The 22,085-nt window shown below is 63.7% G+C and carries 23 protein-coding genes; 13 read left to right on the top strand and 10 right to left on the bottom strand.

The genetic code is table 11. The annotated features are described in order from the left end of the window. Window positions 1–80 precede the first annotated feature (80 nt). From C41B8_RS11865 to C41B8_RS11875, 3 genes are all read right to left on the bottom strand, one after another. Window positions 81–584: a hypothetical protein gene (locus C41B8_RS11865; protein WP_051883454.1), complete on the bottom strand. Its 504-nt coding sequence runs from the start codon at window positions 582–584 to the stop codon at window positions 81–83. Beyond that, the gene (locus C41B8_RS11870) at window positions 581–1,090 is read right to left on the bottom strand and encodes a hypothetical protein (RefSeq protein WP_037338372.1); all 510 of its coding nucleotides are present in this window, start codon (window positions 1,088–1,090) and stop codon (window positions 581–583) included. The genes C41B8_RS11865 and C41B8_RS11870 overlap by 4 nt, the downstream gene beginning before the upstream one ends. Before the next feature lie 66 nt (window positions 1,091–1,156). Continuing rightward, complete coding sequence (locus C41B8_RS11875; protein WP_037338375.1) at window positions 1,157–1,672, bottom strand: GNAT family N-acetyltransferase; 516 nt, start codon at window positions 1,670–1,672, stop codon at window positions 1,157–1,159. 200 nt (window positions 1,673–1,872) lie between these two features. Between C41B8_RS11875 and C41B8_RS11880 the strand changes: the two genes are divergently transcribed. Continuing rightward, window positions 1,873–2,319, top strand: coding sequence for a DUF6918 family protein (locus C41B8_RS11880; RefSeq protein WP_037338377.1), 447 nt, complete (start codon window positions 1,873–1,875; stop codon window positions 2,317–2,319). Window positions 2,320–2,344: 25 nt separating this feature from the next. Here the strand turns inward: C41B8_RS11880 and C41B8_RS11885 are convergent, their stop codons facing one another. Next, a complete protein-coding gene (locus C41B8_RS11885; RefSeq protein WP_156962519.1) occupies window positions 2,345–2,746 on the bottom strand; it encodes a hypothetical protein in 402 nt (133 codons plus the stop codon). 84 nt (window positions 2,747–2,830) lie between these two features. Continuing rightward, window positions 2,831–4,219: a class II fumarate hydratase gene (locus C41B8_RS11890; protein ID WP_037338384.1), complete on the bottom strand. Its 1,389-nt coding sequence runs from the start codon at window positions 4,217–4,219 to the stop codon at window positions 2,831–2,833. Window positions 4,220–4,361: 142 nt separating this feature from the next. Here C41B8_RS11890 and purB point away from each other — a divergent pair, with 142 nt between their 5' ends. Beyond that, a complete protein-coding gene (purB, locus tag C41B8_RS11895; RefSeq protein WP_037338387.1) occupies window positions 4,362–5,753 on the top strand; it encodes an adenylosuccinate lyase in 1,392 nt (463 codons plus the stop codon). Between the two features lie 2 nt (window positions 5,754–5,755). Continuing rightward, window positions 5,756–6,373, top strand: a complete 618-nt coding sequence (locus C41B8_RS11900) for a nitroreductase family protein (RefSeq protein WP_037338390.1) — start codon at window positions 5,756–5,758, stop codon at window positions 6,371–6,373. Between the two features lie 172 nt (window positions 6,374–6,545). Here C41B8_RS11900 and C41B8_RS11905 read toward each other — a convergent pair whose 3' ends face one another. After that, entirely contained in the window at window positions 6,546–6,986 is a 441-nt protein-coding gene (locus tag C41B8_RS11905; protein WP_037338392.1) for an acyl-CoA thioesterase, read from the bottom strand. A gap of 101 nt (window positions 6,987–7,087) precedes the next feature. On the opposite strand from C41B8_RS11905, the gene C41B8_RS11910 reads away from it, so the two are divergent. The 3 genes from C41B8_RS11910 to C41B8_RS19650 are packed head-to-tail and all read left to right on the top strand — an operon-like array spanning window position 7,088 to window position 10,707. Then, the gene (locus tag C41B8_RS11910) at window positions 7,088–7,750 is read left to right on the top strand and encodes a TetR/AcrR family transcriptional regulator (protein ID WP_037338395.1); all 663 of its coding nucleotides are present in this window, start codon (window positions 7,088–7,090) and stop codon (window positions 7,748–7,750) included. A gap of 22 nt (window positions 7,751–7,772) precedes the next feature. Next, window positions 7,773–10,235, top strand: a complete 2,463-nt coding sequence (locus tag C41B8_RS11915; RefSeq protein ID WP_037338397.1) for an acyl-CoA dehydrogenase — start codon at window positions 7,773–7,775, stop codon at window positions 10,233–10,235. Further along, the gene (locus C41B8_RS19650) at window positions 10,201–10,707 is read left to right on the top strand and encodes a DUF3293 domain-containing protein (protein ID WP_232226053.1); all 507 of its coding nucleotides are present in this window, start codon (window positions 10,201–10,203) and stop codon (window positions 10,705–10,707) included. The genes C41B8_RS11915 and C41B8_RS19650 overlap by 35 nt, the downstream gene beginning before the upstream one ends. 16 nt (window positions 10,708–10,723) lie before the next feature. Here the strand turns inward: C41B8_RS19650 and C41B8_RS11925 are convergent, their stop codons facing one another. The 3 genes from C41B8_RS11925 to C41B8_RS11935 all read right to left on the bottom strand — a co-directional run bounded on the left by C41B8_RS11925 (window position 10,724) and on the right by C41B8_RS11935 (window position 11,978). After that, on the bottom strand, window positions 10,724–11,011 hold the full coding sequence (locus C41B8_RS11925) for an Rdx family protein (RefSeq protein WP_037338400.1): 288 nt from the start codon (window positions 11,009–11,011) through the stop codon (window positions 10,724–10,726). After that, a complete protein-coding gene (locus C41B8_RS11930; RefSeq protein ID WP_037338403.1) occupies window positions 11,004–11,447 on the bottom strand; it encodes an acyl-CoA thioesterase in 444 nt (147 codons plus the stop codon). The genes C41B8_RS11925 and C41B8_RS11930 overlap by 8 nt, the downstream gene beginning before the upstream one ends. Window positions 11,448–11,519: 72 nt before the next feature. Continuing rightward, the gene (locus C41B8_RS11935) at window positions 11,520–11,978 is read right to left on the bottom strand and encodes a DUF3015 family protein (protein WP_084188909.1); all 459 of its coding nucleotides are present in this window, start codon (window positions 11,976–11,978) and stop codon (window positions 11,520–11,522) included. 206 nt (window positions 11,979–12,184) lie between these two features. Here C41B8_RS11935 and sufB point away from each other — a divergent pair, with 206 nt between their 5' ends. The 7 genes from sufB to C41B8_RS11970 all read left to right on the top strand — a co-directional run bounded on the left by sufB (window position 12,185) and on the right by C41B8_RS11970 (window position 20,294). Further along, window positions 12,185–13,672 (top strand): Fe-S cluster assembly protein SufB, encoded by a 1,488-nt coding sequence (sufB, locus tag C41B8_RS11940; RefSeq protein ID WP_037338408.1) that lies wholly within the window; start codon window positions 12,185–12,187, stop codon window positions 13,670–13,672. Window positions 13,673–13,755: 83 nt separating this feature from the next. Continuing rightward, window positions 13,756–14,517 (top strand): Fe-S cluster assembly ATPase SufC, encoded by a 762-nt coding sequence (gene sufC, locus C41B8_RS11945; RefSeq protein WP_037338411.1) that lies wholly within the window; start codon window positions 13,756–13,758, stop codon window positions 14,515–14,517. Beyond that, complete coding sequence (gene sufD / locus C41B8_RS11950; RefSeq protein ID WP_037338413.1) at window positions 14,514–15,851, top strand: Fe-S cluster assembly protein SufD; 1,338 nt, start codon at window positions 14,514–14,516, stop codon at window positions 15,849–15,851. The genes sufC and sufD overlap by 4 nt, the downstream gene beginning before the upstream one ends. Window positions 15,852–15,870: 19 nt before the next feature. Beyond that, window positions 15,871–17,130, top strand: coding sequence for a cysteine desulfurase (locus tag C41B8_RS11955; RefSeq protein WP_037338416.1), 1,260 nt, complete (start codon window positions 15,871–15,873; stop codon window positions 17,128–17,130). A 13-nt stretch (window positions 17,131–17,143) separates the two neighbouring features. Next, the gene (locus tag C41B8_RS11960) at window positions 17,144–17,464 is read left to right on the top strand and encodes a non-heme iron oxygenase ferredoxin subunit (RefSeq protein WP_037338419.1); all 321 of its coding nucleotides are present in this window, start codon (window positions 17,144–17,146) and stop codon (window positions 17,462–17,464) included. A 268-nt stretch (window positions 17,465–17,732) separates the two neighbouring features. Beyond that, a complete protein-coding gene (locus tag C41B8_RS11965; RefSeq protein WP_037338422.1) occupies window positions 17,733–18,206 on the top strand; it encodes a hotdog fold domain-containing protein in 474 nt (157 codons plus the stop codon). A gap of 51 nt (window positions 18,207–18,257) precedes the next feature. Further along, window positions 18,258–20,294 (top strand): oxidoreductase, encoded by a 2,037-nt coding sequence (locus C41B8_RS11970; RefSeq protein ID WP_037338425.1) that lies wholly within the window; start codon window positions 18,258–18,260, stop codon window positions 20,292–20,294. Here the strand turns inward: C41B8_RS11970 and recJ are convergent. Then, window positions 20,291–22,027, bottom strand: a complete 1,737-nt coding sequence (gene recJ, locus C41B8_RS11975) for a single-stranded-DNA-specific exonuclease RecJ (protein WP_051883458.1) — start codon at window positions 22,025–22,027, stop codon at window positions 20,291–20,293. The genes C41B8_RS11970 and recJ overlap by 4 nt on opposite strands. Window positions 22,028–22,085: the final 58 nt, after the last annotated feature.

A 22,085-nucleotide genomic window follows, 5' to 3' on the forward strand; every position in this document is an offset into this window, starting at 1 on the left:
CTGATCGCTCCTGGTTCAACATCCTGGCGACTCAAAAGCCGCCATCATCACCCAGGGGGGGGGGCAAAATTATGTCGGCGTCAGGGGGTCATTTTTACATCGGCGGTAACAATCAGACCGTCGATCTCGTCCGGCGAGTCGATCCGCGTCAAAGACTGGCCATGGCCGGCGCGCTGAACGGCCTGCTCGGCTACATAAAGATCGGTCGGAAAATTATGTCGTTCCGAGATCACACGCATGCGTTGGGGCCGTAGGTCCAGCGCCATCGACAGCACTTTGAACAGATTCAGCGACGTGCCATCGGTACAGATCACGTCGTCCGGCCCAGCGCCGATCAGCGGCGCGATGCGCGCGCCCACGCGTCGCGGCAGGTCGACCCAACCGGCCGTGTTCCACGAACCGATCAGCCCCTGCGCCCATTCGACGTCGATGGTCTGCGCCAGCGCTGCGCGCGCGGCGTGCGTCAACGGGCCAAGCGAGTTGCCATCGAGATAGATCACGCCCTTCGGCAGATCAAACGCATTACGTTTGTGCGCGAGCGGATCGGCGGCGTCGAGACGTTCGGCGTGTTTGCGTGACGTCATGCGGCACCGGTCTCGATTCGACGGCGGGCCCGGCAAGCCAGACGGACGTAACGACTCGCCATATCGTGCGTCACCTCGCGGTCGTCGGCTGCCAGCGCGTCATCGCGGATATCGGCCAGCGCGCGGATGGCAACCGAATCGTCCGCCGCCATCGTATGTCGTTTTATCGCGGGCAAAGCCGTATCGCCGCCGTCCGAGACCGGAGACAGCACCTCGGTCAGATCGGCCCAGGCTTCCAGAATCGCGGCTCGCGGGGCCTGCTCGGCCAGACGCTGCAACCGAGCCTCGCGCGGCTGTCGTTCCGCCCGCACCTCACCGCCCCGTTCGGCCGACAAGGCCTGCTCAGCCGGGCCGAGTAGGCGCTGAAAACGAACCGAAAACCCGTCGTAGCCGATCCGCGAAACACGCGCCAGCAAGGCCGATAACTGGGAACGAAAGCCGAACGCGAGTAACAGTACGGTGATCGGCCAGACCAGGATATCCAGAATGTCGATTACAGCTTGCACGCGATCAGGCTATACCCGAGGCCACATGCTGACATCCGTATTCGCACGGCAACATGCATGAGGCCATCAGCGTGGCCAACGCCCGGTCCATTCCTCGACTGTCAACGCGTAGCGGTCGTGATCGCGCCAGTGACCGCCAATCTTGAGATAGCGGGGAGAAAATCCTTCCAGCCGGAAACCCAGGCGTTCCACCAGGGCTTTCGACGCATGATTGGATGGCTGGACATTGGCCTCGACGCGGTGCAGGCCGTGCCGATCGAAGGCAAGGTCGACCACGCCCGCGAGCATCTGCGACATCAAGCCCCTGCCCTGATAGGGCTCGAAGGCGAAATAGGCGAGATAGGCCGACTCCAGCGCGCCATGCACGATCTCGTTGAGATGCACGCAACCAATCAAGGGGCCGTCATCGGCGACCGCCACATAACTGGCCTGATTGGACGCTTCGTAACGTCGCAGATGCTGGCGAAAGCCGGCCACGGTCCGAGGCGGCGAGATCCAGGGATGGTGCAGCTTGGCGCTGCGCCGGGCGGCGTCGAGAAACGCGACTTCGTGCCGTGGCTGGATCGGCTCGATCGTAAACATTGCGCCTGCTTCTTCAGCTCGATCTACGCCCGATATATTAGCGATATTGAAGGCCGTCCGTATAAGCGCCCGGCTCGCGACAACGCCGAGTCACAACGCGCGGGTTCAGAACACGAAACCGCGGCTGAACGAGCCAAATTGACGGGTCCTCGGCAATCTGGAACATTCCCGCCACCTTCACGCACCAACGGTTCTTGCTCATGGCCGAAACACAACACGGGCCTCTGGCCCAACAGCTGCTCGACGACGCGGTGTTCCCCCAGCTTCTGGAAGACAGCAAGGCGCTGGTCGCCAGCGAAGTCGAAAAGAAGAACATGGCGATGCGCACCGGGTTCAACATGGTGCGCAAGGCCAAACCGAACCTCGTCGACCGTGCGATGCGCACTTTGCTGCCGGAATTCGTGGGCGCGCTGGAACCGTTCTATGCCAGCGCCCAGGCCGACCCCGACACGCATTTCCGCGATCATCTGATGGCCAATCAGACCGAAGTCGCCGACGCCCTGCTAGCGGTGAGCGATCGTCGCGTGGCCGATGTCGACAATCGCGTGGTCAAGTCCGGCTATCAGCGCCTGCGCGGTCGCGCCCAGCGCGAAGTCGTCGCCGCCATGCCGGGCATTGCCGGTGTGATGTCGAAATACGCCGACTGAGTCTCGGTTTCGGACACGGCGCCCGTCAACGCTCGATGGGGCGCCCGAACCAGCTCGCCGCCGGCTCGCGAAACACCAGATAAAGACCGACGATCTGGGCCAAGCCCTGCGCGCAGGTCAGCGTCGCCGCCAGCGGAATGGCCGCGAAATGCGCGAACACCAGCGGCAAGGCCGGCAGAATGCCGATGATGAACAGAATCAGCATCGCCCCGCGCGCCCAGGATGCGCCCATCGCGAGATAGATGGTCACAAGCGTCATCAGCGAATAGACCGCCACGAAGGTGAACACGGTGAACGAATGCCCCGCCGGTCCGGCGGGCAGCGAGAGCGTGCGACCCAGCTTGATCAAGCCGAGCACGATGGTCAGCCAGAACAGCACCAGCGCCCAGAACACCGCCGCCGGTCGACTCGAAGTGTGTTGAGGCATTAAACCGCCGTTAGTTGCGGATCGTGGAAACTCCGGCCGGCGCCGACACAGGCGCGGGCCGGGGGCTGTAAGACCAGCGGCCGTCTATTGCTTGATGCCGCCCTTGGTCAGCTCGGCCGGATCGAGCAGCCGATCGAGCTCTTCTTCAGAGAGATCGGTCTGTTCCATGGCCAGTTCCTTGACCGGGCGACCTTCCTTGTAGGCCTGCTTGGCGATGGCCGCGCCCTTGTCGTAACCGATCACCGAGTTCAGCGCGGTGACCAGGATCGGGTTCCTCGACAGGGCGTCGTCCAGATTGTCCTGGTTGACGGTGAAGCCGGCGATGGCCTTGTCCGCCAGCACGCGCGAGGTATTGGTCAGCAGCTCGATCGACTGCAGCAGGTTATAGGCCACGACCGGCAGCATGACGTTGAGCTGGAAGTTGCCGGCCTGACCGGAAACAGTAATGGTCGTATGGTTGCCCATGACCTGGGCGGCGACCATGGTGGCGGCTTCCGGGATCACCGGGTTGACCTTGCCCGGCATGATCGACGAACCGGGCTGAAGCGCGGGCAGCTGGATCTCGCCCAGACCGGCCAGCGGGCCGGAGTTCATCCAGCGCAGATCGTTGGCGATCTTCATGATCGACACCGCGATGGTGTTGAGCTGGCCGGAGAGTTCGACCGCGCTGTCCTGCGACGACAGGCATTCGAAGTAGTTCTCGCTGGTGGAGAACTCACAGCGCGCCGCCTCGCTGATGGCCTTGGCGATACGCTGGCCGAATTCCGGATGCGCGTTGATGCCGGTGCCTACGGCGGTGCCGCCCTGGGCCAGACGACGCATGCGCACCAATGCGGATTCCACGCGGGCGATGTTGGAATCGATCTGCGCGGCCCAGCCGCCCAGTTCCTGGTCGAAGCGCACCGGCATCGCGTCCATCAAATGGGTGCGCCCGGTCTTGACCACATCGGCGAGTTCCTCGCCCTTGTTGTGCAGCGTATCGCGCAGATGGCGCAGCGCCGGCAGCAGATGCTGCTCGCACTCCACCACTGCAGCGACCTGGATCGAGGTCGGAATGGTGTCGTTGGACGACTGGCCCATGTTGACGTGATCGTTCGGATGCACCGTCTGGCCGGCCGTCTCAGTGGCGACGTGGGCGATGACCTCGTTGGTGTTCATATTGGTCGAGGTGCCCGAGCCGGTCTGGAAGATGTCGACCGGGAAATGGTCATCGTAATCACCGGCCGCGACTTTCTTGCCCGCGTCCATGATGGCCTTGGCGATATCGCCGTCGAGCAGTCCGAGATCGCGATTGACCTGGGCGGCGCTGGCCTTGATCAGCCCGAGCGCGTTGATCATCGCGCGCGGCGCACGCAGATCGGAGATCGGGAAATTCTCGATCGCACGCTGCGACTGGGCGCCCCAAAGCGCGTCCTTGGGCACGCGCAGCTCGCCCATGCTGTCTTTCTCGATGCGGTAGTTCTCGTCGGCCATCGCGGACTCCTTGTCAAAGACACGCGCCGGCGCGGGGCCGGCACAAATGACGGCGACCCGCGCCGCACTGGCGACGCCGGCCCCCTGTATTCGGTAGAATCCGCGATTCTATCACCGCCTTTTCGTTGACGGACGTGCCCCTATGCCCACGCGACTGACCGCACTCACCGCGATTTCGCCCATCGACGGCCGCTATGGTTCGAAAACGGCCGACCTGCGCACGATGTGCAGCGAATACGGGTTGATCCGGTATCGGTTGATCGTTGAGATCCGCTGGTTCCAGGCCCTGGCCGCCGAACCGGCGATCCCCGAAATCGGCGCCATGTCGGACGCCGCCAACGATTATCTCGAATCCCTGATCGACGATTTCGACGAAGGGGAAGCCGAGGCGGTCAAGACGATCGAGCGGACCACCAATCACGACGTCAAGGCGGTCGAGTACTACCTGCGCGACAAGATCGAGCATTTCGACGAAATCGCGCACGTGAACCAGTTCATCCACTTCGCCTGTACGTCCGAGGACATCAATAACCTCGCCTACGCGCAGATGCTGCTGGAAACCCGGCGCGAAGCGCTGCTGCCGCGTCTGGACCAAGTGATCGAGGCGATCGCGACGATGGCGGACGTCTACGCGGACTTCGCGATGCTGTCGCGCACCCACGGCCAGTCGGCCTCGCCGACCACGCTGGGCAAGGAAATGGCGGTATTCGTCCAGCGCCTGCGACGCCAGCGCTCCGCTCTGGCCCAGGTCGACATCCTAGGCAAGATGAACGGCGCGGTGGGCAACTACAACGCGCATCTGGCGGCCTATCCGGACACCGACTGGCCCAGCATCGCCGAGCGCTTCATCCGCGGCATGGGGCTGTCGATCAGCCCGGCGACCACCCAGATCGAGCCGCACGACTATGTGGCCGAGTTCTTCCACGCCGTGATGCGCATCAACACCATCCTGCTGGACTTCTCGCGCGATATCTGGAGCTATATCTCGCTCGGTTATTTCCGCCAGGCCACGGTCGAGGGCGAGGTCGGCTCGTCGACCATGCCGCACAAGGTCAACCCGATCGATTTCGAGAACGCCGAGGGCAATCTGGGGCTGGCCAACGCGATCATGGATCATCTGGCCGCCAAGCTGCCGATTTCCCGCTGGCAACGCGACCTGACCGATTCCACCGTGCTGCGCAATCTGGGCGTGGGCCTGGCGCACTCGACGCTGTCGTACGACGCCCTGCTGCGCGGGCTGGGCAAACTCGAGGCCGATGCGACCCGTCTGGACGCCGACCTCGACAACAACTGGATCGTGCTCGGCGAGGCCGTTCAGACCGTTATGCGGGCCCGCGGTATTGCGGGTGCCTACGAGAAACTCAAGGAGCTGACGCGCGGCAAGAAGATCGACGCCGAGGCGATGCACGCGTTCATCGACAGTCTCGATATCACCGCCGACGACAAGAGCCGGCTCAAGGCCATGCGTCCGCAGGACTACATCGGCAATGCCGTCGCCCAGGCCCGGCGCGCCGCCGACGTCGTACAGGACTGATCTTGGACGTACTCGAGGCGATCCGCCAGCGCCGCTCGGTCCGCAAGTTCGACCCGTCGCACCGCATGAGCGAGGCCGAGATCGGCCAGCTCATGGACCACGTCATCCTGTCGCCGACGGCGTTCAACATCCAGAACTGGCGCTTTATCGCCGTGCGCGATCCGGAGCTGCGCGCCGAGATCCGCAAGGCCGCCTGGGGCCAGTCGCAGGTCACGGACGCCTCACTGCTGCTCGTGTTCTGCATGGACTTGAAGAGCTGGGAGAAATCACCCGAACGCTACTGGGTGAACGCACCGGCGCACGTATCGGATTCGATGGTGCGTGAGATCCAGCATTTCTATCGCGACGACGACATGCTCCAGCGCGACGAAGGCATGCGCTCCTGCGGCATGGCTGCGCAGACCGCCATGCTGGCGGCCAAGGCCATGGGCTACGAGTCTTGCCCGATGGACGGTTTCGACTTCAAGCGGGTCGGCCACTTGATTAACCTGCCGCCGGATCATCGCATCTGCATGATGCTGTGTATCGGCAAGCCGCTGGCGGCCGCCCACCCGCGCGCCGGCCAGCTCGAACTGGCCGACGTATTCATGCAGGACGGGTTTCCCGAGCGCGACGACTGACGCTGCCCGGGCCATGCCTCATGCGAGGCCCGGGTCCCGACAGCCCCCGGTGCTCCACCCGCCGGCTCCGGGGCTCCATGCCCGGCACATGCTCGCGTTGTCGCCGGCAAGCCCGCCGACATGGAGAAACACAGCCGCCGCTTACGCCGCCCAGGCGCGCGGTGCGTCGCGTTTATTCCTCCGGCGCGATGTGCTCCAGACGCCGAATCTGCTCGCGGACCGTTTCCGGAATGCGCATGCTGGTCTGGGCGCCGTAGTCGAACCAGACGATGACGTTGGTATAGATCGCGATCGGGTCGTCGGAATCAGCGCCGAACAGGCACTGCTCCAGTTCGAGGCTGGAACGGCCCAACCGGCGCACTCGCGTACCGATCTCGACATCTGCCGGGAAACGCAGTTGACGCCGGAAGCTGCATTGCAGATCCGCCAGGATCGGCCCCGCGCTGGTCTGCGTATCGCCACCCTCGGTGATGCGATGGATGTAATCGATCCGGCCGTCTTCCGAATAGCGGAAGAACACCGTGTTGTTGACGTGGCCGAGGCTGTCCATTTCGCCCCATTTGACCTTGATCGGGGTGATGTGGGCGTAGTCTGAGCGGTTCGGTTCGCGCATGGTCCTCCCTCGCACTTCATCCGTTGTCCATACGCCGCCGTATTGACAGGGCACGACGACTGCGCAAGATTATACGGAAGTCTTAACGATGCGAACCCCGAATGCCGAAAAGCCAGAAAAATGCATTGTCCGCCCAGGACTGGGCCGAAGCGGCGCTTGAAGCCATAGGGCGCCGCGGCGTGGAAGGTGTGGCCGTGGAACCGCTGGCGCGCGAGCTTGGCGTAACCAAGGGCAGCTTTTACTGGCATTTCACCAACCGCGATGCCCTGCTCACTGCCGCGCTCGCCCGCTGGGAAGCTCGTGAGACCGATGAAGTACTCGCTCGCGTGCAACAGGAAACCGATCCGCGAGCGCGCATCAAGCGACTGGTCACGGAAGTGAACACATCGCGGCGCGCCAGCCGGATCTATACCGCCCTGTCGAGCGCAACCAAGCCGTCGTTCGTACGTGAATACGTCGAGCGCGTGTCGCAGCGACGGCTGCAGTTTCTGGTGGATTGCTATGCCGCACTGGGTCTGGGCCCGGAGCGCGCGCGGCAATGGGCGCTGCAGACCTATTCGGTGTTCCTCGGCTCGCTGCAGATCCGGCGCGACCTTCCGGACGAATGGCCGGCCGCCGATGATCCCGCATTCGCAGACTATGTCCGGTTTCTGATGGTCAGCCTGCTGCCCCCGGAAGCCCGGACCGAGGACAACGAACACAACGGCGGGACCACCGCCGATACGCCTGCGCCGGACCCGCAGGCCGTAGCCCAGTCACGTTAGAGACCTTACGGAGGATTGAATCATGAGTGTCTTCATTGCCCTTGTCATCGCCATCGCGGCGATTTGGGTGCTGGCCTATACCGGCGCATCGCTGGCTCTGTGGAGCACAGCGGTGGTCGTTTATTTCGTCGGCCTCGCCCTCACCGGCGTGATCGGCTGGCTTGGCCTACTGATCGCCGCCATCGTGTTCGTCCCGCCGCTGGTGTTGTTTAACAGCCCCGGCCTGCGCAAGCGCTACGCGACCAAACCGATCTTCGCCAAGTTCAAAGCCGTCCTGCCGCCCATGTCGGATACCGAGCGCGAAGCGCTGGAAGCCGGCAGCACCTGGTGGGAGACGGAAATGTTCCGCGGCAAGCCGGACTGGCAGTATCTGCTGGATTTCCGTCGTACCCAGCTCACCGACGAAGAGCGTTCGTTTCTGGACAACGAGACCGAAACCCTCTGTTCGATGCTCGATGAATGGGAAATCCTGAACGAGCGCCACGATATTCCGCCAGCCGGCTGGGATTACATCCGCAAGAACAAGTTCTTTGCCATGCTCATTCCCAAAGAGCACGGCGGCCTCGGTTTTTCCGCCCTGGCGCAGTCGACCGTGGTGGCGAAGATCGCCTCACGCTCGCTGACCACGGCCGTGACCGTGATGGTGCCGAACTCGCTCGGCCCGGGCGAACTGCTCATTCACTACGGCACCAAGGAACAGCAGGCGAAGTGGCTGCCCGGCCTGGCCGACGGCAGCGAGATTCCCTGCTTCGGCCTGACCGGCCCGGAAGTCGGCTCCGACGCCGGCGCGTTGCCTGACTACGGCATCGTCTGCAAGGGCGAATATCAGGGCAAGGAAGTGCTCGGCATGAAGCTGACCTTCTCCAAGCGCTGGATCACCCTCGCCCCGGTCGCTACCGTCATTGGTCTGGCCTTCCGGCTGCACGATCCGGAGGGCCTGCTCGGCGATCCGGACAAGACCGACTACGGCATCACCTGTGCCCTGATTTCGGCCGATGAACCCGGCGTAGAGATCGGCAAGCGCCACTATCCGGGCGCGTTCATGAACGGCCCGATCTTCGGCAAGGACGTGTTCGTGCCCCTGGACGCCATCATCGGCGGTCAGGAGAAGGCCGGCGGCGGCTGGCGCATGCTGGTGGAATGCCTGTCCGCGGGCCGCGGCATCTCGCTGCCTGCCCTGTCTTCGGCAGCAGCCAAGACGTCGTACCGCATGACCGGCGCCTGGTGCCGCATTCGGCGTCAGTTCAAGCTGCCGGTCGGCAAGTTCGAGGGCGTGCAGGAAGCCTCGGCACGCATCTCCGGCCTCAACTACAAGATGGAAGCCGCGCGCATCATGACCGCCTCGGGCGTGGACAAGTGCACGCCGTCGGTGGTCACGGCCATGGCCAAGTACCACATGACCGAGTGGATGCGCGTGATCGTCAACGACGCCATGGATATCCACGGCGGCCGCGGTATCCAGCAGGGCCCGCGCAACTATCTGGCGAGTTCCTACCAGTCGATTCCGATCGCAATCACGGTCGAGGGCGCCAACATCCTGACCCGCAGCCTGATGATCTTCGGCCAGGGCGCGATCCGCTGTCATCCGTACGTCTTCCCGGAGATGGAAGCCGCGCGCGACGATAATCTCGACGAGTTCGATGATCTGCTCTGGTCGCACATCGGCTATTCGGTGAACCGGGCCGCCCGCGCTTTCACCTTCGGCCTCACCGGCGCGCTCACCGCGAAAGCTCCGGTGTCCGGTGTTGCGGCACCGTATTATCGCCAGCTCGAGCGTTTCTCCTCGGCACTGGCGATTTCGTCGGACATCACCATGGGCCTGCTCGGGGGCGAACTGAAACGCAAGGAGCTGCTGTCGGCCCGTCTGGGCGATGTGCTCTCCGAGCTGTACTTCGCCTCGGCCACGCTCAAGTACTTCTATGACGAAGGCGAGAAGGAAGAAGATGTCGCCCATCTGCACTATGTGATGGCCGAATCGCTGGCCCGTATCGAAAAGGCGTTCGACGGCTTCTTCCGCAACTTCCCGAACGGGTTCGTGGGCGGCGCGATGCGCTTCCTCGTGTTCCCCACCGGCATGGCGAACAAGGGCCCCAGCGATCGCCTGATCAACGCCCTGGGCGACGCCATCATGGAGCCCTCGGCGTTTCGCGATCGTCTGTCCGCCGATATCTATGTCGGTCGCGATCCGGAGTCGGCCACTGGCCGTATCGAGACCACTTTCAAGAAGCTGGTCGAGGTGGAGCCGACCTACGACAAATTCGTCAAGGCGGTCGCCAAGGGCCAGTTAGAAGGCCTGGATACGGAAACACGCCTGCGCTCGGCGGTGGACAAGCAGATCCTCAGCCAGGCCGAGGCCGATCAGGTCGCGGAATACGATCGCATGCGCTACGACGCCATCCTCACCGATGCCTTCACCAAGGAGTATCTGGCGGACATGGCGCACAAGCGGCATGAAGACCAACGCAACGAATCGCGCGTGGCATAACGCGACCGACTTGCGCATCATGGCCCGGGTCAATCCCGGGCCTTTTTTTGCCATGCGTGCTCGAACCGAACTCAGCGACGCTTTCGAAAGCACCGACTACTGCGCCGAATACCAGAACGAAACCGTCACCCTGAATCTTTACCACCCCACGCCCGCCGGGCTCGCCGCCTGGATCGAGGGCCACAACGGCCCCACGCCCGCCTGGCTGATCACCGCCTACAACCCCGGCGGCGAAGCGGCCTCGGACCGTGATAACCGGGCACGAGAATCCTTGCTCGACAACCTGCTCGATCGCGCCGGTCTCGCCTGTCTGCCAGCGGTCAATCGCGATACGGCCGGCTCATGGCCGAACGAACCGGGTTGGCTCGTCGCCGGGCTCGAGGAAGGCATGGCACGCCAGCTGGGGCGGCGGTTCGGCCAGGCCGCCCTCGTTGCAGTCGACCGCGAACGCGTCGATCTGATCTGGAGTTAACGGCCCAACCGCGCCGCTAACCATCGGAATGACCGAGATCGCGCTCGGGCGCGATGCGATCGCGAATCAGCTGCTTGATCGGCTTGAGCTCGGGGAAACCACCGGCTTCGGCGCGGTCGTGCAGGCATTCGTCGTCCAGCCAGATCTGGAATATGCCGCGCCCGGCCGGCACGAGCGCGACTTCACCGAGCTCGGCGCCAAAGGTGGTGAGCAGCTCCTGAGCCATCCAGGCCGCACGCGCCGCCCAGCGGCAGCCCGGGCAATACCGGATCGCCACACGCGGGCCGAGCGGCATCTCAGACATCGTCGACCGGCGCATACGCTTCGACGAACGCCGGCGGCATTCGGCAAGGCCGCCCGTTCGACAGGCAGACCGTCACGTACTGCGTGCGGGCCCGGAAGATCGTGCGCCCATCGACTGCACGCCGCATCTGGAAATAACGCCACATGGACACGCGACCATCGTTGTCACCGATCCACGTCGCCACCTGCAGACGATCGCCAATCTTTGCTGCGATCAGGTAATCGAGCTCGTGGCGGCGGACCACACAGGCCGCGTCCAGACTGACGTAGGCGTCCCAGTCGAGGCCAAGCGCCAGCGTATGCGCCCAGGCGGCCCGTTCCATGTATTTCGGATACACCGAATTATTGACGTGGTCGAGATGATCGATATCGCCCTCGCCCACCTCGATTTCGATATAGAACGGGACATCGATGTCCCAACGGCTGTCACGCGCCATCTGCAGTTCCGTACTCGAAAAAAAGCCGGCGCACGCGGGGCGCCGGCTCTGATCCTAGAATCGCAAGCGCGATCAGCTGGCGGCCAGGGCGTTTCCGCCCGTCGTACCGGTCATATCCGGTGGCGTGCCCACGACTTTATACAGTCGCGACAGGAACGCATCCGCGCTCGGCTTGCCCGAAAACAGTTCGCTGTAATGGGCCTGCACCGTGGATTCGAATGCCTGCTTGTTCTTTGCTTGCATCATGTAAGCCAGCGCGTCGAGATCCTCGCCGGTGCCCCGCGCGGCTTGGCTCTTGAGCATGGCATACTGCGAATGCACGAACTTCTTGCGCGCTTCCTGGCTCTGTGCGTAATTATCGTTCGTGGCGTCGGTCGTGGCCTGGCTGGTTTCCTTGACCGCGTTGGTCGTGGCATCGGCAATACGGGCCGTACCGTTGACCAGCGTGTTGGACGTCACCGTGATCTGCGAGCAACCGGTCATGGCAAGACCAACCCCGACTGCCGCGCCGAGTGTGACAATCTTTCGCATCAGGCTCTCCCTGTACGTATTTTATTGTGGTCTTTCATTAGAGCGCGCAGGGCTCCAACGATGCAAGCATTTGTTTCCACAATGCCTTGAAGGGCCACCATAGACCCCCACTATCATGGAAATCGGCACAAGGCGATATTAGCCCCGCCGCTTTCGCGTTATACTTTTAGGTCGATAACCGACCTTTCCACAAGATTCGAGTTGCTATGGCCGCACACGAGGACGACGTCGAAGCACTGGTTGCCGAGCGCGAATACGAAGCCGGATTCGTGACCGATCTGGAGTCCGATACGGTGGCTCCGGGTCTGAACGAAGACGTCATCCGGTTCATTTCGAATAAGAAGAATGAACCGGATTGGATGCTGGAATGGCGCCTCGAAGCGTACCGGCAGTGGCAACAGATGAAGATGCCGCGCTGGCCGCATCTGCATTATCCGCCGATCGACTTCCAGAAGATTTCCTATTATTCCGCCCCGAAATCGGCCAAGGACAAACCGAAGAGCCTGGACGAGGTGGACCCGAAGCTGCTCGAAACTTACGAGAAGCTCGGTATTCCTTTGCGTGAGCAGGAAATGCTCGCCGGCGTCGAAGGCGCCGAGTATCCGACATCGGGCAGTAATGTCGCCGTCGACGCGGTGTTCGACAGTGTGTCGGTCGCCACGACCTTCAAGAAGAAACTGCACGAAGCTGGCGTGATCTTCTGCTCGATTTCCGAAGCCATCCAGGAATACCCGGAGCTGGTACGCAAGCATCTCGGGACGGTGGTGCCACGGGGCGACAATTTCTTCGCCGGCCTGAACTCCGCCGTGTTCACCGATGGTTCCTTCGTCTATATCCCCAAGGGCGTAAAGTGCCCGATGGAACTGTCCACCTACTTCCGCATCAACGCCGAGAACACCGGGCAGTTCGAGCGGACGCTGATCGTCGCCGAAGCCGGTAGCCATGTGTCGTATCTCGAAGGCTGCACCGCGCCCCAGCGCGACGAGAACCAGCTGCACGCCGCTGTTGTGGAACTGGTCGCCGAGGAAGACGCCGAAATCAAGTACTCGACCGTACAAAACTGGTACCCGGGTGACGAGAACGGCAAGGGCGGCATCTACAACTTCGTGACCAAGCGCGGCGATTGCCGCGGCGATCGCTCCAAGATCTCCTGGACCCAGGTCGAAACCGGCTCGGCGATCACCTGGAAGTACCCCAGCTGCGTACTCAACGGCGACAATTCCGTTGGCGAGTTCTACTCGGTGGCCGTCACCCGCGGGATGCAGCAGGCCGACACCGGCACGAAGATGATTCACGTCGGCAAGAACACCAAGTCGACGATCATCGCCAAGGGCATATCGGCCGCGCGCGGTGAACAGTCCTATCGCGGCTTGGTCAAGATCCTGCCCAGCGCCACGAACGCCCGCAACTTCACGCAGTGCGATTCGTTGCTGATCGGCGACAAATGCGGCGCGCACACATTCCCGTACGTCGAGTCGAAGAACAGCACAGCCAAGCTTGAACACGAGGCCACCACCTCCAAGATTGGCGAAGACCAGATGTTCTACTGTCAGCAGCGCGGGCTGTCCGAAGAAGACGCCGTGAACCTGATCGTCAACGGCTTCTGCAAGGATGTCTTCCAGGAGCTCCCGATGGAGTTCGCGGTTGAAGCTCAGAAGCTGCTCAACGTCACGCTGGAAAACGCGGTCGGCTAGGACCGCGACGAAGCACTGCCGTTTATCGGGCCCGGGCCGCAGAGGTGCCGGGCCCATCCAGTTTTCATTGTTGAATAACGCATATGATTTCAATCAAGAATCTGCACGCCGAGGTCGAAGGCAAGCCCATTCTCCGCGGCATCGATCTCGAAATCCCCGACGGCGAAGTCCATGCCATCATGGGCCCGAACGGCTCGGGCAAGTCCACGTTGGCCAGTATTCTCGCCGGACGCGAGGAATACGAGGTCACCGAAGGCAGCGTGACGTACAAGGGCAAGGAGCTGCTCGAGCTCGACCCGGACGAGCGCGCCTGCGAAGGCGTTTTCCTGGGTTTTCAGTATCCGGTGGAGATTCCGGGCGTTTCCAACCTCTATCTGCTGCGGGCTGCGGTTAACGCGCGCCGCAAATATCACGGCGAGCCCGAGGTCGACGCGGTCGAATTCATGCAGATGGTGCAGGAAAAGATCGCGCACGTTGGCATGAGCATGGACATGGTCAAGCGCGGCGTGAACGAGGATTTCTCGGGCGGCGAAAAGAAACGCAACGAGATCTTCCAGATGCTGATGCTGGAACCCTCGCTGTCGGTCCTGGATGAAACGGACTCCGGCCTGGACATCGACGCGCTCAAGGTGGTCGCCAGCGGGATCAACCGCCTGCGTTCGCCGGAGCGCTCGACCATCCTGGTCACGCACTACAAGCGGCTGCTGGAGCACGTTGTGCCGGATCGCGTGCACGTACTGTATCAGGGCCGGATCGTGCGTTCGGGCGGCCCCGAGCTGGCCGATACGCTCGAGGAAGAAGGCTACGCCAACCTGGAAACCGACGAGGCCGCTGCGACGTCATGAGCGCGACGCAACAGATCGAACCGAACATCGACCATTACCTGGCGGAATACGCCCGCGTCGAGCGCGATCTGCCCGGCAGCGACGATTCCAAGCGTGAGCGCTCGGCCGAGTTGACGCGGTTCTCCGAGGCCGGGTTCCCCTCGCCCCGCGAGGAAGACTGGAAGTACACCAGCCTCCAGCCGGTCGAGAAACGCCGCTTCGAGATCAGCGACGAGGCCGAGCCCGTGGCGCTCGACGAACTCCGGGCGTTCCTGCCGACGGATCTGGACGCACATCGCATTATCGTCATTGACGGCCATTTCAACGCGGCGCTATCGAGCCTTGACGAGCTGCCGGCCGGTGTAACCGTGCGTTCGTTTGCGGACTATCTGTCCGACAACGCAGGCGCCACCGTCAAGGCGCGCGAGATCGACGAAGAGCCCGGCAGCCTGACGGCCATGAACGCCGCGTTCTGCACCGACGGCGCCTATGTCGAAACCGCGGCCAATACCGTGCTCGACAAGCCGCTGCACGTGATCAGCGTGGCCTCTGGCGTGCGCGACGAACGCATGACCCAGGTCCGCCATCGCTATGTGCTCGGCGAGAACAGTCAGGCGACCATCATCGAGCACTCGGTGGGTCTCGGCAGCAAGGCGTATTTCGCCAACCAGGTCACCGAGGCCGTGGTGGGCCGCAACGCTCAGCTCACGCGTATCCGCATCCAGCAGGAATCCGAACGCGGCTACCACGTCTCCAGCTTCTTCGCCCAACAGCGTCGCGACAGCCGGGTGTTCAACCACGGCTTTGATCTGGGTGGCCGCCTCGCGCGTATCGATACCAACGCGCGCCTGGTCGATCACAATGCGGAAGTCCACTTCAACGGTGTTTATGCGCCCACCGGTCGCCAGCACATGGACAACCACACCAAGATCGATCATGCCACCGAGCACAGCGTGTCGCGCGAACAGTACAAGGGCGTACTGGCCGGGCATGCGCGCGGCGTGTTCAACGGCAAGATTTTGATCCAGAAGGACGCGCAGAAGACCGACTCGGACCTTTCCAGCGACGCCCTGCTGTTGTCGGACAACGCCGAGGTCGACGCCAAGCCGGAACTCGAGATCTACGCCGACGACGTCACGGCCGGCCATGGCTCGACTGTCGGTCAGCTCGACGAAGATGCCGTGTTCTATCTCAAGAGCCGCGGCGTCGGCGAAGAAGGCGCGCGCGCCATTCTCACCTATAGTTTTGCCAACGCGCTGGTCCAGAAGGTCGGTATCGAACCGATCGAGCGTTATGTAGAAGCCGCCATCCTGGCCAAGCTGCCGGGCGGTCGCGCCTACGTGGATCTGGCCTGAGTTGGCTGGAGGAGCCGCCATGTCCGAAGTGAAGCAACAAACCGCCGAACAGGCGCCGGCCTTCGATGCCGAGCGCGCGCGGGAAGACTTCCCCATCCTGCTCGAGGCCCTGCCCTCGGGGCGGCGACTGGTATATCTCGACAACGCGGCCACCACGCAAAAACCGCTGAGCGTCATCGAGGCCAGCGACGACTATTACCGTCATGCCAACGCCAACGTGCACCGGGCGATTCATACGCTGTCACAACGGGCGACCCAGCAATACGAGGCCTGTCGCGACAAGCTCGCCGCGTTCCTGGGCGCCGGCTCGCGTGACGAAATCGTCTATACCCGCGGCACTACCGATGCCATCAACCTGGTGGCCCAGTGCTATGCCCGGCCGCGGCTACAGTCCGGCGACGAAATTCTGCTGACCGAGCTGGAGCACCATTCCAACATCGTACCCTGGCAGATGGTGGCCGAAGCCACCGGCGCCAAAGTCGTCGTGGTGCCGATCGGCGATGACGGTAGCGTGTCGATCGAGGACTTCCGCGCGAAACTGTCGGATCGGACGGTCATCGCAGCGTTCGCCCATATCTCCAACTCGCTGGGCACTGTACTGCCCGTCGCCGACATGATCGCGGCCGCACACGAGGCCGGCGCGGTCGCGCTGATCGATGGCGCCCAGGCCGTGGCCCACTTGCCGGTGGACGTGACCGCACTGGACGTCGATTTCTATGCAATGTCGGGCCACAAGCTGTTCGGCCCGACCGGATTCGGCGCGCTATACGGCAAACGTGAGCTGCTCGACGCCATGCCGCCTTATCAAGGCGGCGGCGACATGATCGATACGGTCTCGTTCTCGGGTACGACCTACAACGATGTGCCCTACAAGTTCGAGGCCGGCACCCCGAACATCGCGGGCGCGGCGGCACTCGGCGCCAGTATCGATTACGTCAACAGCCTGGATCTGGCCGCCGTGTTCGACTACGAGCATGAGCTGCTGGCGCGAGCGACGCGTGAGATGGAAGCCATCGACGGCCTGCGCATCATTGGCACCGCGCCCGGCAAAGCCGGCATCATCTCGTTTGTGATGGACGGCGTGCACGCCCACGACATCGGCACCCTGCTCGATGAATCGGGCGTGGCGATCCGAACCGGGCACCACTGCGCCATGCCGGTGATGGAACGCTTTGACGTACCGGCGACTGCCCGCGTCTCCTTCGCGCTGTACAACACGCAGGCCGATGTCGATGCGCTGATCGCCGGCCTGGAAAGCATTCAACGCATCTTCGGATAAAGGATAGTCGCCAATGACCGATTGGGTCGATGTCTGCAAGGACGGCGAACTCGACGAAGGCCAATGCCGCATCGTCGACGTCGATGACACCATGATCGCGGTTTTTCGCTACGACAAGGACTATTACGCGATCCACGACATGTGTACGCACGATGGCGGCGAGCTCGCCAGCGGCGATGTCGAGGGCTGCGAAGTGATCTGCCCGCGTCACGGTGCTCGTTTCTGCATCAAGAACGGCAAGGCGTTGTCGGCGCCGGCCTATGAGGACGTCGCTACATTCCCGACCCGCGTCGAGGACGGCGTGGTCCAGGTCCGTGACGATCGATTCGATTAGCTCGGTCTGAAACGCCGCGAGCGAACGTTCGCTCTCAAAGCCGTGATGCGCCAGGCATCGCGGCTTTTTTTGTGCCCGCGACATCGCTGGCCAGTCGCCATCGGTCCGGCCGATACAGCTCGAATGCGACACGAGCTCGACCCAAAGATACCGACGCCGCATCGCTGGCCTGACACAAAACTCGCCGTGCCTGCTGCCACCAACGATCGATAGCGTTCTGGCGCCGAAATCTATATAAAAAGGATTCTTTTCTTTTTCTAAGCATTCTATGACCGATCGCTCGCCGATTCTGTCGCACTGGCGTCGTCTGCAATCCAAACCCGGCGGGCGCTGGCTGTTCGCACGGGCCGTCTGCCTGCGGGCGCCCTACTTCGCCACAATCAAGCCGAGCGTGAACCGGCTCGAACCGGGGTTCTGCGAAACCGGGCTGACCAAGCGGCGGCGTCTGCATAACCACATTGGTACGGTGCATGCGATCGCGATGTGTAATCTCGCCGAACTGGCCGCCGGCCTGATGGCCGAAGCCACGGTACGCCCGGCCTGGCGCTGGATTCCCAAAAGTATGACGGTCGCCTACCGGGCCAAGGCCGAGACCGACCTCGTGGCCAGGGCACGCCCTGCAGAGACCGCCCGGCTCGACGACGGTGTGAACTACGACGTCGAGGTGTCGATCATCGACACACGCGATACCGAGGTCATGCACGCCACGATCACGCTCTGGATCACGCGCGCCACCGCCTGATTCGGCGCCACTCTTTCCCGACCGGCCCCGGCGACAAGGACCACGACTTCGATGACCGCTGCCCACAACGCTTACCCCAACCTGCTCGCCCCGCTCGATCTCGGCTTCACGACGTTGCGCAACCGTGTGCTCATGGGCTCCATGCATACCGGCATGGAGGATTTCTTCTGGCACTACGACAAGCTCGCTGCCTATTTCGCCGAGCGCGCAGCCGGCGGCGTCGGCCTGATCGTCACCGGTGGTATCGCCCCGAATATCGCCGGCTGGGTGGCACCGCTCGCTGGCCGCATGAGCCACCGGGGCCATGTGATTCCGCATCGCAAGATCACCCGCGCCGTACATGCCGAAGGCGGGCATATCTGCATGCAGATCCTGCATTCCGGGCGCTATGGCTACCACCCGTTCATCGTGGGCGCCTCGCGTCGCAAATCCCCGATCACCCCGTTCACGCCGCGGGCGCTCAGCGAGAGCGGCGTCAAGCGCACCATCCGCGACTACATCCACGCCGCCGAACTGGCGCGCGATGCCGGCTACGACGGCGTCGAGGTCATGGGCTCCGAGGGCTATCTGATCAACCAATTTCTGGTCGAGCGCACGAACGATCGCCACGACGCCTACGGCGGCTCGCTGGCAAACCGCCAGCGCATGGCGATCAAGATCGTCGAGGGTATTCGTGCCGCCCTCGGCCCGGATTTCATCCTGATCTACCGCCTGTCGATGCTGGATCTGGTCGAGAACGGCCAGCGCTGGGATGAGATCGTACGATTGGCGCGAGCGATCGAAGCCGCCGGCGCTACGCTCATCAACACCGGCATCGGCTGGCATGAATCGCGCGTGCCGACGATCGTCACGCGCGTGCCCCGCGCGGCGTTCGCCTGGGTCACGGCGAAGCTGAAGAATGAGGTCGATCTGCCGCTGGTCACGACCAATCGCGTCAATACACCCGAAGTCGCCGAGTCGCTGCTGGCCGACGGCAGCGCCGACATGGTGTCGATGGCGCGACCTTTTCTCGCCGACCCCGAATTCGTGAACAAGGCCCGCGACAATCGCGCGGCCGATATCAACACCTGTATTGCCTGCAACCAGGCCTGTCTGGATCATGCCTTCCAGAACAAGCGCGCCAGCTGCCTGGTCAACCCGCGCGCTGGCCGCGAGACCGAGCTGAATTTCCCGCCCGCGACGCGTTCACGGCGCATTGCCGTCGTCGGCGCCGGCCCGGCCGGACTGGAGGCCGCAACGCGATGCGCCGAGCGCGGCCACGACGTCACGCTGTTCGACGAAGCCGACGAAATCGGCGGCCAGTTCAACATGGCCAAGCGTATCCCCGGCAAGGAGGAGTTCCACGAGACCCTGCGCTATTTCGGGCGCCGGCTGGAACAGACGGGCGTCGAGCTTCGCCTGAATACGACGGCAACCGCCGATACCCTGGCCGCGGACGGCTTCGACGAGATCGTCATCGCCACCGGCGTGACACCGCGCCGGCCGGCCATCGAGGGCATCGATCATCCCAAGGTCGCATCCTATATCGATATCCTGCGCGGTCGTCACACCGCCGGCCGGCGTGTCGCGGTGATCGGCGCCGGCGGCATTGGTTTCGACGTCAGCGAATTTCTCACCCATGATCGTCCCGCGCCGTCGGAAGATCGCGAGCTGTTCTTCGACGAATGGGGCGTGGACCGGACCGCCGCAGCCGCCGGCGGGCTGATCGAACCCCATCCCAGCCCATCACCGCGCGAGGTGATGCTGCTCCAGCGCAGTCACGACAAGCCGGGCCGGGGTCTGGGCAAGACCAGCGGCTGGGCGCATCGCGCCTCGCTCAAGCACAAGGGCGTGATCATGCTGGGCGGTGCGAGCTACGAACGCATCGATGATGACGGTCTGCATCTGCGCATCGACAACGAAAGCCGGGTGCTCGATGTCGACACGGTCGTCATCTGTGCGGGCCAGGAAACCCGTCGCGATCTGGCCGATGCGCTCGAAGCCCGCGGGCTGGCTTGCCATGTGATCGGCGGCGCGAAACTCGCGGCCGAACTGGATGCCAAGCGTTCGATTCGCGAGGCGGCGGAACTGGCGGCGAGGCTGAATTAGCTCTCGTTCACGTCCGAGCGCTCGCGACGGACGAGGCCGGGCGCATCGACGCAGCAATGTTCGACGATCAGGTTGGCGCTCTGGCGCCCCCGGAACTCGTTGACCTGTAGTCGGAACACCAGGCGATGCACGCGGCTGTCGTCCAGCAGTTCGTCGCGATTGAAGATCATGGCCTCGATCGGCGCCCCACCGTTGACGGCCTGAACCGTCAGTTTGAGATGGCCGCTACCGACAATACGCTGGGCGAGCACATGATAAGCGCCGTGGAATAATGGCGCGGCGAAGCCCGCGCCCCACGGTCCGGCATCGCGCAGCCGCGCCGCGGTTTCCAGACCATGATCCGGCCCGTCCAGCTCGCCGTCGGTGACGTATTCACGGGTGGCGATGTCGGGCGTGAGACGCGCCGCCACCGCCGCCCGAAATCGCTCGGCGAAATCCGCCAGCGCAGAGGGCGGCAGCGACAGGCCGGCTGCCTGCGCGTGTCCGCCGAAGCGCGTAATCAGGCCCGGCGCCTCGGCATCCACGGCGGCTAGCGCATCGCGAATATGCAGCCCGGGAATGGAGCGCGCCGAGCCTTTCAGCTCGCCGTGCTCGCCCGGCGCGAACGCCACGACCGGCCGATGCATACGCTCGCGCAGACGCGAGGCAATCAGCCCGACGATGCCCTCGTGCCAATCGGGCTCGTGCACCACCAGCGCGTCCGGCGCCTCCTCCAGCGCCGTCACGCGTGCCAGCGCGGCCTCGGCCTGGCCCTGCATGCGTTGCTGAACGCTACGACGTTGGCGATTGATGGACGACAGCGTCTCGGCCGCCTGTCGCGCGATATCCACGGTACCCGCGCGCAGACAGGCCACGCCCAGGCTCATGTCGTCCAGCCGACCCGCCGCATTGATACGCGGGCCGATGGCGAAGCCGATATCGTCGGTATCCAGCCGTTGCGGGTCGCGCCCTGCGATTTCGGCGAGCGCCACGATGCCGGGGCGCCCTCGCCCCGCGCGAATACGGCGCAACCCCTGGCTGACCAGCGTGCGGTTGACGTGATCCAGCGGTACCACGTCGGCTACCGTACCCACGGCGACCAGATCCAGCAGCTCGCCCATCCGCGGCAGCGCCGTGACCCCGCGCTGGGCCATTCGCGCCCGCAGGGCGGCCATCACGTAGAACACCACACCCACGCCCGCGAGGTGCTTGCAGGCAAAGCCACAGTCGGCCTGATTGGGGTTCACGATCGCCTCGGCCGCGGGCAAACGCTCGCCGGGCAGATGATGATCGGTCACCACCACGCGCCAGCCGGCCGCACGCGCTGCATCGACGCCGCTCATCGACGCGATGCCGTTGTCGACGGTGAGTAAGAGCCCACCCGCCGCCCCGGGCGGGCCGATGGCCTCGACCACGGTCGGCGACAGGCCATAGCCATGCGTCGCCCGGTGCGGCATGAAGAAATCGACCGTCGCGCCGAAGGCTTCGAGCACGTCCATGGCCAACGTGGTGCTGGTGGCACCGTCGGCATCGAAATCGCCGACGATCCGGATCGGGCGCCGGGCCACGATCGCCGCCTCGAGCTCGTCCACGGCCGCATCGATGCCCTTGAGCGTCGAAAAATCCGGCAGACCGGCGAGCCGATAATCCAGCTCGGCGGCGTCGGTCACGCCGCGCCCGGCATAGATTCGTCGCAACAACGCCGGCTGCACGCCACCCAGCGCGGGCGTCTCCGACGCGACGCGCTCGACAATATGCGGGCCATGCGCGGCCCCGTCGGCCCCGGCCGTTGACTGCGCCGCGGCGGTCGTC

This window comes from Salinisphaera hydrothermalis C41B8, assembly GCF_000732535.1.
GTDB lineage: Bacteria > Pseudomonadota > Gammaproteobacteria > Nevskiales > Salinisphaeraceae > Salinisphaera > Salinisphaera hydrothermalis.

Coding starts and splice junctions, on each gene's coding strand:
- C41B8_RS11865 (WP_051883454.1), bottom strand. CDS start 584: ATGACGTCACGCAAACACGCCGAACGTCTCGACGCCGCCGATCCGCTC.
- C41B8_RS11875 (WP_037338375.1), bottom strand. CDS start 1,672: ATGTTTACGATCGAGCCGATCCAGCCACGGCACGAAGTCGCGTTTCTC.
- C41B8_RS11880 (WP_037338377.1), top strand. CDS start 1,873: ATGGCCGAAACACAACACGGGCCTCTGGCCCAACAGCTGCTCGACGAC.
- C41B8_RS11885 (WP_156962519.1), bottom strand. CDS start 2,746: ATGCCTCAACACACTTCGAGTCGACCGGCGGCGGTGTTCTGGGCGCTG.
- C41B8_RS11890 (WP_037338384.1), bottom strand. CDS start 4,219: ATGGCCGACGAGAACTACCGCATCGAGAAAGACAGCATGGGCGAGCTG.
- purB (WP_037338387.1), top strand. CDS start 4,362: ATGCCCACGCGACTGACCGCACTCACCGCGATTTCGCCCATCGACGGC.
- C41B8_RS11905 (WP_037338392.1), bottom strand. CDS start 6,986: ATGCGCGAACCGAACCGCTCAGACTACGCCCACATCACCCCGATCAAG.
- C41B8_RS11910 (WP_037338395.1), top strand. CDS start 7,088: ATGCCGAAAAGCCAGAAAAATGCATTGTCCGCCCAGGACTGGGCCGAA.
- C41B8_RS11915 (WP_037338397.1), top strand. CDS start 7,773: ATGAGTGTCTTCATTGCCCTTGTCATCGCCATCGCGGCGATTTGGGTG.
- C41B8_RS19650 (WP_232226053.1), top strand. CDS start 10,201: ATGAAGACCAACGCAACGAATCGCGCGTGGCATAACGCGACCGACTTG.
- C41B8_RS11925 (WP_037338400.1), bottom strand. CDS start 11,011: ATGTCTGAGATGCCGCTCGGCCCGCGTGTGGCGATCCGGTATTGCCCG.
- C41B8_RS11930 (WP_037338403.1), bottom strand. CDS start 11,447: ATGGCGCGTGACAGCCGTTGGGACATCGATGTCCCGTTCTATATCGAA.
- C41B8_RS11935 (WP_084188909.1), bottom strand. CDS start 11,978: ATGCGAAAGATTGTCACACTCGGCGCGGCAGTCGGGGTTGGTCTTGCC.
- sufB (WP_037338408.1), top strand. CDS start 12,185: ATGGCCGCACACGAGGACGACGTCGAAGCACTGGTTGCCGAGCGCGAA.
- sufC (WP_037338411.1), top strand. CDS start 13,756: ATGATTTCAATCAAGAATCTGCACGCCGAGGTCGAAGGCAAGCCCATT.
- sufD (WP_037338413.1), top strand. CDS start 14,514: ATGAGCGCGACGCAACAGATCGAACCGAACATCGACCATTACCTGGCG.
- C41B8_RS11955 (WP_037338416.1), top strand. CDS start 15,871: ATGTCCGAAGTGAAGCAACAAACCGCCGAACAGGCGCCGGCCTTCGAT.
- C41B8_RS11960 (WP_037338419.1), top strand. CDS start 17,144: ATGACCGATTGGGTCGATGTCTGCAAGGACGGCGAACTCGACGAAGGC.
- C41B8_RS11965 (WP_037338422.1), top strand. CDS start 17,733: ATGACCGATCGCTCGCCGATTCTGTCGCACTGGCGTCGTCTGCAATCC.
- C41B8_RS11970 (WP_037338425.1), top strand. CDS start 18,258: ATGACCGCTGCCCACAACGCTTACCCCAACCTGCTCGCCCCGCTCGAT.